Source organism: Stenotrophomonas sp. YJH_SMC_69 (assembly GCF_059370495.1).
In genome coordinates this window covers 347935-359791 of record NZ_JCAFTS010000003.1, presented here as the reverse complement: position 1 = coordinate 359791, position 11857 = coordinate 347935, and the positions used below count along the sequence as shown (strand labels likewise).

Sequence of the window (11857 nt, the reverse complement as noted above, 5' to 3'; positions counted from 1 at the left end):
TGGCAGGCAGTGCAGGCCCTGCCGGAAGTCACGGCACCTGCACGACAAAAGCGTAAACTTATCGTTATGCGCCCCTTCGCCCACGCCCGCCTCCTGCTCAGCTGCCTTGCGCTGTTGCTGGCGTTGCAGGCGCAGGCACGACCACAGGCGCCGGCCGCCGTTGCCAGCGAGAGCGACCCCAGGCAGCTGACGGTCGCCGCGCTGGAGCTGCCCAGCCGCGATGACGCGCAATGGAAGCAGCGCCGCGAGCAGGTCGCACAGCTGCTGACCGAGCTGCAGCCGGACGTGATCTCGGTGCAGCAGGTGCTGCAGCAGCAGGGCCGCAACCCGGCCTGCTGGCTGGCCAGCCGGCTGCGCTACAGCTGCGACTTCGTTACCGCCGATCCGCCCAGCCAGCCGCTGCGGCATGGCAACGCCATGCTGACCCGGCTGCCGGTCAGCGAGGACGGCGTGACCCTGCTGCATCCTCCCGGCACCTTCAGCGCGGCCGGCATGATGCGGCTGAGGCTGGGCGAGGCGTTGGTCAACATCTATGTGGCGCGGCTGCGCCCGGACCCGGACGAGGCCAGCGCCCGCCAGCACCAGACCAGCGACCTGATGACCTGGATCGGCGCCACCGCCGAAGGCATGCCGAGCCTGATTGCCGGCGATTTCTCGGCCAGCACGGTGGAACTGGTGCGCAGCACGCCGGGGTTCCAGCCGGCCCGGCGCAATCCCGGCGGCCGTGCCGAGGCGCCGGCGGCCAGTGGGGGCGGCAGCAGCGGCCACGGCCTGGATGTGCTGTTCCAGGTCAAGCATTTCGGCGGCATCCGCCAGCAGCCGATCCTGCTGCCGGCCGACGGCGACCTGCCCGGCCTGCGTCTGGGTGTGATGGCGACCCTGCGCCTGCAGGGCGATACGGCCACTGCGGAATAGGTAGTGCCGGCCGCTGGCCGGCTCCCCCGGTACTGCACGGTTGCCGGCCTGCGGCCGGCACTATCGAACGACTGCTGCAACAGAAAAGGCCGGGGTCTCCCCCGGCCTTCTCATGTCATCCCGTCACGCGATCAGGCGATCGCTTCCTGGTAACGGCGCTCGACTTCGTTCCAGTCGATGACGTTGAAGAACGCGCCGATGTATTCCGGGCGGCGGTTCTGGTACTTCAGGTAGTACGCGTGTTCCCACACGTCCAGGCCGAGGATGGGGGTGTTGCCTTCCATCAGCGGGCTGTCCTGGTTGCCGGTGCTCTCGACCACGACCTTCTTGTCCGGGGTCACGCTCAGCCACGCCCAGCCACTGCCGAAACGGGTCAGCGCGGCCTTGGTGAAGGCATCCTTGAACTTGTCGAAACCGCCCAGGTCCTTGTCGATGGCCTTGGCCACGTCGCCCACCGGGTTGCCGCCGGCATTGGGGGCCATCACGGTCCAGAACAGCGAGTGGTTGGCATGGCCACCACCGTTGTTGCGCACCGGGCCCTGCAGGTTCTCCGGCAGCGACTTGAGCTTCTTCACCAGCTCTTCGACCGGCAGGTCAGCGTACTCGGTGCCTTCCAGCGCCGCGTTGACGTTGTTGATGTAGGTCTGGTGATGCTTGGTGTGATGGATTTCCATCGTCGCCGCATCGATATGCGGTTCCAGCGCGTCGTAGGCGTAGGACAGCTTGGGCAGGGTGTAGGCCATGATGCATCTCCTGATTGCGAGGGCACCCGACGATGTCGGGCGGTGCGCGGTGAATGATGGGGACAGACCGCCAGATTACCAAGGGGGATGTAAAGGAAATTGCGTCCTGCCAGTGAGCACGACGGCAATTGTTACGCAGCAGTGACGCAGCGCGCTCCTCATGCACCGTGCAGCGCACAGGCGCTACAGTGCGTGTACTACCCTCGCCCGCCCCTGCCCATGCGCAACCCCCGGCTGCTGATCACCGCCATCGCCCTGCTGCTGCTCGGCCTGGTCGCCAACCATTTCCTGCAAAGGCCGCCAGCGCCGCAGTTCGCACCCGACCTGCAGGGCACGCCTGTCGCGCGCGCGCCGGCCACCGCCTCGCCCGGCAAGGACAGCGGACTTCCCGCGTTCCTGCCCGCCGAAGCGCGCGCGACCATCGCCCTGATCCAGCGTGGCGGTCCATTCCCGCACCGCCAGGACGGCAGTACCTTCGGCAACCGCGAGCAGCAACTGCCGCAGCGCGCGCGCGGCTACTACCGCGAATACACCGTCGACACCCCTGGCGCGCGTACGCGTGGCACGCGTCGCATCGTCACCGGCGGCGATCCGCCGGAAGCGTGGTACTACACCGACGACCATTACGCGTCATTCCGCAGCTTCACCGTACCGGCCCAGGGAGCGCAGTGATGAGCCACGATGATTTCGGCCTTGGCCTGCATGACATCAACAACGCCGGCGTCTACGCCATCGACAGCGACGACATCGGCGCACTGGCCGCGGCGATGCGCGATGCCGGCCTGAAAGTGATCCGCATCGATCTGGAGGGCGTCGCGGACAAGCGCACCCTGCTCGCCCGTTTGGCCGCACAGCTGGATTTCCCGGCCGGTTTCGGCGGCAACTGGGATGCGCTGTCGGACAACCTGCGCGACCTGCAATGGCTGCCGGCCAATGGCTACGCGCTGTTCCTGGCCGACGTGGACGCGCTGCGCGCCGGTCCGCAGAAGGACTTCGACACCCTGCTGGACGTGATGGACGAGACCAGCCGTGACTGGGTCGGCCGCGACGTACCGTTCTGGGTGTTCCTGTCGCAGAGCGCGTAAGGTCACTGCCTTGGCCGGCATGCACTGACGCCTTGGCAGAGGCCGATCTTGGTCGGCGCTTCTGTGCCAACCAAGGTCGGCATCTACCAAAGCGCGGGCCGGCCAGCGCATCGGGCGCGGCCGAAGCTTTAGCGGCTCCCGTTGTCTTCCTGCAGTTCCTTCTTGAACGGGATGTCCGGCGGCGGTCGTGCCACGGCCGGCTGGTCCTGCATGTTGGGGTTGGTCAGGCCACAGCCGCCACCGGCCTGCAGGATCGAAATGACGCAGGAGATCCTTGTGTTGGTGCCCGGCAATGGAATCTCCATCGCCTTGACGCCCTTGCGCACCCATTCGGCCAGCAGCGATTCCTGCGGCACCCAGTATTTGTCGAACGAGGTCGGCGTGTAGTCGTACGGCGGGCGCTTCAGCCAGGTGCCGGACTGCGCAATGCGCTCCTTGCTCCAGCCGTCGTTGGCACCGCCGGGCGCACCGCGCGCGGCATGGCCATCGCCCTCCTGGCCAGGCACGCGCACGCTGCCATCGGCATTGAACAGGCCGCTGCCCTTGCCGGCGGTACTGGCCTGGCGGGTACCGTTGCTGCTGCCGTCGCGGTTGCGGCTGGAAGACCCCCAGTCATCGCCCTTGGCAGGTGTCGCCCAGTTGCCTGGATCAGGCGCCGGGCGCGCTCCCGCGTTTGCGGGTGTGCTGCTGGATGCTGACGGACGCGCGCTGCTGCTCGCCTGCGTCGCGCTGCCCTGGGCCGCAGTCGCAGGCGTCGCCGTGGCACTGCCACTGGAGGATGCCGGCGCTGCCACCGGTGCCGAGGCCACTTCACGTTCCCGCACCTGCACGTCGCGGCCAGTGGGCGCGCGTACGGCGGGCTCACGCCCGGCCACCGCCGCCATCCGCACCTGCGGATCGGCCACGGCCTGCACTTCACGTTCGCGCACCTGCACGTCCTGCTGCGGCACGCGCACCTGCACTTCCGCGCTGCGCAGCGGTTGGGGAGCCACCGGCGCGTCGACCGTACTGACTTCGCGTTCGCGCACCTGGATGTCACGCACCTGCGGCGTGCGCACGGCCAGTTCCGGGGTACGCACCGGGCTTGGTGTCGGCGGCGCCTGCACCGGCTGCACGCTGCGCTCGCGCACGGCGGGTGTGCTGTCATGCGGCACGACGCTGACTTCGGTGCGCGGCACACTGACCGGCGGCACCACGAAATCCGTGCTGGCCTGCGCCACTTCGGTGGCCTGGACGGGCGAAAGCGGCGGCGCGGCCACCGGCGCCGGCTCGGCGTCGGCCGGCGGTGGTGGAACGCTGGCGGTCGGCGCGGATGCCGGGGATGAGGCGGTGGTTTCGGCAGCCACCGGACGCGGCGCAGGGGCCGAGGCAGCGCCCGCCTCCTGGCCCGGCGTAACCCGACCTGCCGCCGCAGCCGCAGCCGCTTCGGCGCCCGGCTGATCGCCACCGCCTTCCTGCGATGCGCGGCCGACGAACTCCACCTGCACGCGCTCGCCCTCGGTGCCCTCTTCGTCCGGCGCGCTGGTACGGATCACCGCCACCCACAGCAACAGCACGAAGAACAGCAGGTGCAGCAGTGCACTGACCAGTGCCGAGGTCCAGCGCATCCAGCGCTGGTCGCGCGGCGCGGCGTCCCAGTCCTGCCAGAACAATCGGCGCAGTGCCTGCCACGGCGACAGCCGCGGCGACTGGCCTGGCGGGCCCGGCAGCGGGCGCGGCAGGAAAACTGCGATCACCTCGCGGGCATGGAACGGCCGCGGCAGTGGCCCCAGCGAGCGCAGCCACAGCGCCCAGCCATAAGGCAGGCGCGTGGACTTCTCGAGGACGGCGCGGGGCTGCTGGCGCGCCAGCAGCAGATCAATGAGTTGCTCGGCCCGGGTCAGAGGCACGCGTCAGCGATCAGGCGACGTTGCCGCGCGGAATGTAAGGCGCGTGGCCGCTGTCATGATCGGTCGCGTCACGCACAGCGGTCACGCCCGGCACGCGGCCCATCAGGGTTTTTTCGATGCCCTGCTTGAGCGTCACATCGGCCATGCCGCAGCCCTGGCAGCCACCACCGAAGCGCAGCAGCACCACGCCGTCGGACGAGACTTCCTGCACGGCCACCTTGCCGCCATGCGAGGCCAGCTGCGGATTGACTTCGTTCTCCACCACCCAGTGCACGCGTTCGACCAGCGAGGCCGCATCACCCGGCGCTTCGCCCTTGATGCGCGGCGCCTTGATGGTCAGCTGCTGGGCACCGGCGGTGCCGGCGACGATGTCGATCTCGGCGCCATCGAGCCAGCCAACGCTGCCGGCGTCGACATAGAGGGTGAAACCATCGCAGTCCACCGCCCACTCGTCACCGAGCAGGTCGGTCGGTTCGGCGAATTCCAGCCGGGCATCGGCGCGCGGCGTACCGGGGTCGACCGCGCTCAGGCGCACGCCCATGCCGGGCACGCCCTCGCGTTCGATCAACTTGCGGAAATGGGTCTGGGCAGTGTCGGAGATCTGGATCATCAGGCTATTCTAGCCAAGTAAGCGTCAGCCGCTCATTCGGTTTATACACCGTCCGGCGCATTGTTCAGTCAACACGAGGTGGAGATTCCCATGGCCGACCTGATTCCACTGGCCCAGGCCCGTTGCGTGCCGCGCAAAGGCAGCGACCACAAGCTCGGCGAGGCCCGCCTGGCCGAACTGCTGCCGCAGGTTCCCGGCTGGGAGCTGAGCGAGGGTGACCAGGCCCTGTCGCGTACCTTCCGCTTCAAGGATTACTACGCCACCATGGCCTTCGTGAACGCGCTGGCCTGGATCGCCCACCGCGAGGACCACCACCCGGACCTGGGCGTGCACTACGACCGCGCGGTCGTGCGCTTCTCCACCCACGATGTGGGCGGGCTGAGCGATAACGACTTCATCTGCGCGGCCAAGACTTCGGCCCTGACGGAGCAACTGCCATGAACGTACGTTTGCTGAGCCTGTCCCTGATCGCTGCGACCGGTCTGGCCGGCTGTGGCGCGTCCGAACCGCCGTCACCGCCACCACCGCCACCGACCGAAGTGGCCGCGGTGAAGACGCCGCCGCCGCAGTACCCGCTGGAACTGGCCTGCATGGGCGTGGGTGGCACCAGCACCTTCAAGGTGACCATCGGCACCGACGGCAAGCCGAGCGAGGTTGCGCTGTTGACCGGGGCCGGCAACCCGCAGCTGGACGAACTGGCCAAGACCGCCGTGCAGGGCTGGCAGTTCAAGGCCGCCACCCGTAACGGCCAACCGGTGCCGGCCACCATCCAGGTTCCTGTCAGCTTCAACCCGCCACAGCCGAAGCCGGACCAGTGCTTCGCCATCGAAGAACGCCTGCGCCGCGGCGGCTGATCGCGCGCCCCCCGACCGGGCCTGCCGACGCCCGCCTCGCCGCCCCGGCCCTGCCCGGGGCGGCTGTCTGTTGACCAGGATCGCGTGGGTTGATGCTGCAGATTCCCCCTGAAAACATCTGGATCGCACTGGCGGTCACGCTTGCCGCAGGCCTGGCCACCGCGATCGGCAGCCTGCTGGTGCTGTTCTCGCGCCGCCCCAGCCCGCGCCTGCTGGCGTTCGGTCTGGCCTTTGCCGGTGGCGCGATGGTCTATGTGTCGCTGTCGGAGATCCTCAACAAGTCCATTGCGTCGTTTGCACTGGCGTATGGCGAGCGCACCGGCTTCACCTACGGCACCCTGGCCTTCCTGCTGGGCGTGATCGTGATCGTACTGATCGACCACTTCATTCCCAATCCGCATGACAGCCTGGACAAACAGGACCCTGCGTTCCGCGAGAACAGCCGCGAGTACCTGAAGCGGGTCGCGCTGCTGACCTCGGTTGCGATCACCGCACACAATTTCCCGGAAGGGCTGGCGACCTTCTTCGCCACGCTGGAAAGCCCATCGGTGGGCATGCCACTGGCCTTCGCCATCGCCATCCACAACATTCCCGAGGGCATCGCGATCGCGGTGCCGGTGTACTTCGCCACCCAGAACAAGTTCTACGCGTTCAGTGCCAGCCTGCTGTCGGGCTTGGCCGAGCCCGTGGGCGCGGCGCTTGGCTACTGGCTGCTGTCAGGATCGCTGTCGCACGCCACGTTCGGCTGGGTGTTCGGCCTGATCGCCGGCGTGATGGTGTTCCTGGCGCTGGATGAGCTGCTGCCGGCGGCCAAGCGCTATGCCAAGGGCCACGAGACGGTTTACGGACTGGTGGCCGGCATGGGCACGCTGGCGATCAGCCTGGTGCTGTTCAAGTGGTGAGGGGTTCCCGGCTCGCCCTGTAGAGTCCAGCCATGCTCGACTGGCTTTCCGCGCGGCCCGACCGAGGCGCAGTCGAGCGTGACTCGACGCTACGGGAGATCCTTACTTCAGCCGGTCCAGCGCCTCGACCAGCTCATCCGCCAGCGGCGCGTTCAATACGTATGGGCTCTTGCCGTCATCCAGCGCGAACTCCAGCGAGGCCGCATGCAGGAACAAGCGCTTCAGCCCGATCTGCTCACGAAGCCGCTTGTTGACCGCTGGATCGCCGTATTTGTCGTCACCGGCCACCGGATGCCCCAGATGCTGGGCGTGCACGCGGATCTGGTGGGTGCGGCCGGTCTCGATGCGGACTTCGCAGTACGAATGGCCACCGCGGCGTTCCAGCACCCGGAAGTGGCTGATCGATTCCTTGCCGATCGCATTGACCTGCACATGGCGCTCGCCGCCCTGGCGCAGGCCCACGTGCAGCGGGGCGTCGACCGTCATCACGCCGTCGGGCATGCGCCCGGCCAGCAGGGTCAGGTAGCGCTTGCGGATGCCGGCGCCGTGGTCTTCACGCAGCAAGGCCTGCAGTTCGCTCAGCGCGGAGCGCTTCTTGGCCACGACCAGCAGACCCGAGGTGTCGCGATCCAACCGGTGGACCAGCTCCAGGGTCTGCCCCGGGCGCAGCGCGCGCAGCGTCTCGATGGCGCCGAAGCTGATGCCGCTGCCGCCGTGGCTGGCCACGCCGGTCGGCTTGTTCAGGGCCAGCAGGCGGGCGTCCTCGAAGACGATGGCCTGCTCCAGGCGGCGCATGAACGCCTCCGGCGGACCGGCCTTGTCTCCTTCCTCAGTGAGACGGACCGGCGGCACGCGCACCTCGTCACCGGCCTCGAGCTTGCGTTCGGCCTTGGCGCGGCCACCGTTCACCCGAACCTGGCCACTGCGCACCAGCTTGTAGACCAGGCTGCGCGGGGCGCCCTTCAGCTGGCCGAGCAGGAAGTTGTCCAGGCGCTGGCCGGCGCGGTCGGCGGGAACGGTGATCATGCGCACGGAAGGCTTGTCGCCAGCGGGTTTGATGGGGTCTTGGGCGGTCATCAGGCTGTTTATTCTGTTACACTCGGGGGGCGAGATAAGGGATTGATTTCGTTGGAAGTTACTCAGGGCCAGAAGCCCAGCTTCCGACGAATCCGGCACAGTGCGCGACCACCGCCCGCGGGGCGGCCATGTTAGCGGCTCACCGGCCTTCCCGGCCATCGCCGGATGCCTGACACGCAACCGTGCTGAACATGTCCCGCGTGGCGCTCCAGCCTGGCTGACAGCTGCCTGCGGCCTGTAACACCCCAAAACCCATAAGAGTGAAGCGCTCCCGCGGCCTGCCGTGGTGTCGTAGCGCTGGAAACCCAAGCCGCCCTCCCCGCGCTTGCGCGAATGGGCGGCGAACCGTGTCCAGAGGCGAAACCCCATGGCGTTCCGCGCGGTAGCCGCTTGCGAGGAACGCAACAATGAAGCGAATGCTGATCAACGCCACGCAGGCTGAAGAGCTGCGTGTTGCCATCGTGGATGGCCAGTCGTTGTATGACATCGACATCGAACAGCCGTCGAAGGAACAGAAGAAGTCCAACATCTACAAGGGCCGGATCTTCCGCATCGAGCCCTCGCTGGAAGCCGCCTTCGTCGAGTACGGCGGTGGCCGCCATGGCTTCCTGCCGCTGAAGGAAATCTCCCGCGACTACTTCCAGGCCGGTGTCGACCACAACAAGGCCGGCATCCGCGAGCTGCTGAAGGAAGGCCAGGAGATCGTCGTCCAGGTCGACAAGGAAGAGCGTGGCAACAAGGGCGCCGCCCTGACCACGTTCATCTCGCTGGCCGGCCGCTACATGGTGCTGATGCCGAACTCGCCCAGCGCCGGCGGCGTTTCCCGTCGCATCGAGGGCGAAGACCGGGCCGCGCTGAAGGACGCCCTGGACAAGCTGAACATTCCCGACGACATGGGCGTGATCATCCGTACCGCCGGCGTCGGCCGCGATGCGGAAGAGCTGCAGTGGGACCTGGACTACCTGCTCAATGTCTGGCGCGCCATCGCCGAAGCCGCACTGAGCAAGCCGGCTCCGTTCCTGATCTACCAGGAATCGCGCCTGATCGTGCGCGCCCTGCGTGACTACCTGCGCGCCGACATCGGCGAGATCCTGGTGGACACCGAGGAGATGTACGAGCACGCCCGCGAGTTCATGCAGCAGGTGATGCCGCAGACCCTGCGCAAGCTCAAGCATTACAAGGACGACATCCCGCTGTTCAACCGCTTCCAGATCGAGTCGCAGATCGAGGGCGCCTACGAGCGCAACGTGCGCCTGCCGTCGGGCGGCTCGATCGTGGTCGACCAGACCGAAGCGCTGACCGCGGTCGACGTCAATTCCTCGCGCGCCACCAAGGGCAGCGACATCGAGGACACCGCGTTCCAGACCAACCTGGAAGCGGCCGAGGAAGTGGCCCGCCAGCTGCGCCTGCGCGACCTGGGCGGCCTGGTGGTGATCGACTTCATCGACATGGCCTCCAACAAGCACCAGCGCGAGGTCGAGAACCGCCTGGCCAACGCGCTGAAGTACGACCGTGCGCGCGTCCAGGTTGGCCGCATCTCGCGCTTCGGCCTGCTGGAAATGAGCCGCCAGCGCCTGCGCCCGAGTCTGGGTGAATCCAGCCAGATCGTCTGCCCGCGTTGCGACGGCCACGGCCGCATGCGCAGCGTTGAGTCGCTGTCGCTGTCGATCATCCGCGTTGCCGAAGAGCATGCGATGAAGGAAAACACCGGGCAGGTGCTGGTCCAGGCGCCGGTGGAGATCGCCAATTACCTGCTGAACGAAAAGCGCAGTGCCCTGCGCGAGATCGAGCAGCGCCACGAGGCGCCGATCGTGATCGTCGCCGACGAGCAGCTGCACACCCCGCACTACACCGTCACCCGCCTGCGCGAGAACGAGCTGGGTGAAGAGAGCAACAAGCCCAGTTACCAGCGCGGCACCCCGCGCAAGCTGCCGGTGCATGCCCTGACCAAGGGCCAGCTGAACATCCCGCCGCCGGCGGTGACCCAGGTCAAGCACACCTCCCCCGCCCCGGTGCGCGAGGAAGTGGAGCCGGCCGCAGCGGCACCGGCCCCGGTCGTGGCAGCGCCGGTTGCAGCGGCCCCGAGCGGCGGCGTGATCGGTTGGCTCAAGCGCGTGTTCGGTGGCGAACCGGCGCCGGCACCGGCACCGGCGGCTCCTGTTGCCCGCCAGCAGCAGGACGGCGGCCGCAAGGACCGCAACAAGGATCGCAACAAGGACCGCAAGGATCGCCGCGACGACAACCGTGGCAACGGCAACGCTCAGCAGCAGAAGGATGGCGGCAACCGCAAGGAGCGCGGTGAGCAGCGCAAGGACGGCCGCAACGGCAACAACGGCAATGCCCAGCAGCAGCCGCAGCAGGGCAGGCAGAAGGAGCCTCAGCAGAAGGACGGCCAGCAGCCGCATCAGCAGAACAAGCCGCGCAACGAGCAGCAGGGCCAGAACCAGAACCAGCAGCAGCCGAAGCTGAAGCAGCCCAAGCAGCCGCGCCAGCCGCAGGACGGTGACAAGCCGGCCGAGAAGCCGCAGCGCAGCACCGCCGAGGCACCGGCCGAGGCCGTGACCGCGGCTGCCGCCGTGGCCGCCACGGCGGTCGCCGCCAATGGGGTGACCGCTCAGGAAGCCACTGCGCCGGTGGCGCCGGTTGCGCCGGCCGCCTCCGCTCCTGCGGAAGCCACTGCACCGGCCGACACCACTGCCAACGCCGGCAACGGGGCCGAGGCGATTGCCGTGACCGGTGAAGAGGCTGCTGTCGACGCCAACGGCGAGCAGGCCGGTGAAGGCGCGACCCGCCGCCGCCGTGGCCGTCGTGGTGGCCGTCGCCGCCGTCGTGGTGGCGCCGAGAACGCTGCCGGCGGCGATGGCCTGGGCGATGATCAGGACGACGCGGACGACAGTGATGACACCGATGCCGCTGATGTCGCCGAGCAGAGCAACGACAGCGTCGCCGGGACCACTCCGGTCGCCGCTGCGCAGCCGGCCCGTTCGCAACCGGAATTCGATTTCGATGACGAAGTCGAACCGACCGCTGCCGAATCCGGAAAGCCGGTCCGTGCCGCCGCCGCTGTTGTCGCCGCGCCGGTCGCGGTGGTGAGCGGCGCCGTGGTCGATGCCGCTGCACCGGTGGTGGCCGAGGTACAGGCCCCGATCAATACCGTGGCCAAGGCCGAACCGGCATCTTCGCCGGTGCAGACCAGCATGCTCGATGCCATCGACGCGGCGACCCCGGCCCAGCCGCTGGTGGCTGCAGCACCGGCGGTCGAAGCCAAGCCGGTCGTGGTTGAGGCTGCCCCGGCCGTTGAAGCCACTCCGGTGGTCGAAGTGAAGCCGGTCGTGGTCGAGGCTGCTCCGGTCGTGGAATCGAAGCCGGAGGTTGTTGCAGCGTCCCCGGTGGCTGAAGCCGAGCCGCTGGCCGTTGAGGCCGCCCCGGTGGTGGAGGCCGCTCCCGCGGTTGAAGCCAAGCCGGTTGTCGAGACCGCACCGGTCGCCGAACAGCCAGTCGCTCCGGTGGCAGTTGAAGCCGCACCGGTGGAAGCTGCGGCCCCGGTCGCCGATGCGGTGGTGACGCCGTCGATCGATCCGGTCGCCGATGGTCACACCGATGCCGCCGCCCAGGCGGCCGAAGCCAAGGCCGACGAAGAAGACGAAGACGCCGCCAAGCGCACACCGCCGGCGAACTGATCGCGATCTGGTCGCGTGAAAAGGAACGGCGGGGATCGATGATCCCCGCCGTTTCTGTTTGTGCGCCGGGCGCGTGCAGCGCTCTGGTAGAGGCCAACCTTG

General features: G+C 68.2%; 11 protein-coding genes. 7 read left to right on the top strand and 4 right to left on the bottom strand.

Going from position 1 to position 11857, the window contains the following annotated elements; translation table 11 throughout:
* Positions 1-66: 66 nt before the first annotated feature.
* Positions 67-915, top strand: coding sequence for an endonuclease/exonuclease/phosphatase family protein (locus AC5P8F_RS07225; protein WP_495227795.1), 849 nt, complete (start codon positions 67-69; stop codon positions 913-915).
* Between the two features lie 131 nt (positions 916-1046).
* Here the strand turns inward: AC5P8F_RS07225 and AC5P8F_RS07220 are convergent, their stop codons facing one another.
* Positions 1047-1658 (bottom strand): superoxide dismutase, encoded by a 612-nt coding sequence (locus AC5P8F_RS07220; protein ID WP_005410310.1) that lies wholly within the window; start codon positions 1656-1658, stop codon positions 1047-1049.
* Between the two features lie 219 nt (positions 1659-1877).
* On the opposite strand from AC5P8F_RS07220, the gene AC5P8F_RS07215 reads away from it, so the two are divergent.
* The gene (locus AC5P8F_RS07215) at positions 1878-2330 is read left to right on the top strand and encodes a guanyl-specific ribonuclease (RefSeq protein WP_041863621.1); all 453 of its coding nucleotides are present in this window, start codon (positions 1878-1880) and stop codon (positions 2328-2330) included.
* Positions 2330-2743, top strand: a complete 414-nt coding sequence (locus tag AC5P8F_RS07210; RefSeq protein WP_014647739.1) for a barstar family protein — start codon at positions 2330-2332, stop codon at positions 2741-2743. Before AC5P8F_RS07215 ends, AC5P8F_RS07210 begins: the two co-directional genes overlap by 1 nt.
* A 128-nt stretch (positions 2744-2871) precedes the next feature.
* Here AC5P8F_RS07210 and AC5P8F_RS07205 read toward each other — a convergent pair whose 3' ends face one another.
* Together AC5P8F_RS07205 and AC5P8F_RS07200 are read right to left on the bottom strand one after the other, a co-directional pair.
* A complete protein-coding gene (locus tag AC5P8F_RS07205) occupies positions 2872-4632 on the bottom strand; it encodes a hypothetical protein (RefSeq protein WP_495227794.1) in 1761 nt (586 codons plus the stop codon).
* A 10-nt stretch (positions 4633-4642) separates the two neighbouring features.
* Positions 4643-5242: an NfuA family Fe-S biogenesis protein gene (locus AC5P8F_RS07200; RefSeq protein WP_014037813.1), complete on the bottom strand. Its 600-nt coding sequence runs from the start codon at positions 5240-5242 to the stop codon at positions 4643-4645.
* Between the two features lie 90 nt (positions 5243-5332).
* Between AC5P8F_RS07200 and AC5P8F_RS07195 the strand changes: the two genes are divergently transcribed.
* The 3 genes from AC5P8F_RS07195 (at position 5333) to zupT (ending at position 6998) form a co-directional block, all read left to right on the top strand.
* Entirely contained in the window at positions 5333-5683 is a 351-nt protein-coding gene (locus AC5P8F_RS07195) for a 4a-hydroxytetrahydrobiopterin dehydratase (RefSeq protein WP_495227792.1), read from the top strand.
* Positions 5680-6096, top strand: a complete 417-nt coding sequence (locus tag AC5P8F_RS07190; RefSeq protein ID WP_014647742.1) for an energy transducer TonB — start codon at positions 5680-5682, stop codon at positions 6094-6096. The genes AC5P8F_RS07195 and AC5P8F_RS07190 overlap by 4 nt, the downstream gene beginning before the upstream one ends.
* Before the next feature lie 92 nt (positions 6097-6188).
* Complete coding sequence (gene zupT, locus AC5P8F_RS07185; RefSeq protein ID WP_014647743.1) at positions 6189-6998, top strand: zinc transporter ZupT; 810 nt, start codon at positions 6189-6191, stop codon at positions 6996-6998.
* A 102-nt stretch (positions 6999-7100) separates the two neighbouring features.
* On the opposite strand, the gene AC5P8F_RS07180 is transcribed toward zupT, so the two are convergent.
* Positions 7101-8075: an RluA family pseudouridine synthase gene (locus tag AC5P8F_RS07180; RefSeq protein ID WP_049442427.1), complete on the bottom strand. Its 975-nt coding sequence runs from the start codon at positions 8073-8075 to the stop codon at positions 7101-7103.
* A gap of 407 nt (positions 8076-8482) precedes the next feature.
* Between AC5P8F_RS07180 and rne the strand changes: the two genes are divergently transcribed.
* Positions 8483-11755 carry a ribonuclease E gene (rne, locus tag AC5P8F_RS07175; protein ID WP_495227790.1) on the top strand — a complete coding sequence of 1091 codons (3273 nt, stop codon included), beginning with the start codon at positions 8483-8485 and terminating at the stop codon, positions 11753-11755.
* The last annotated feature ends 102 nt before the right edge of the window (positions 11756-11857 follow it).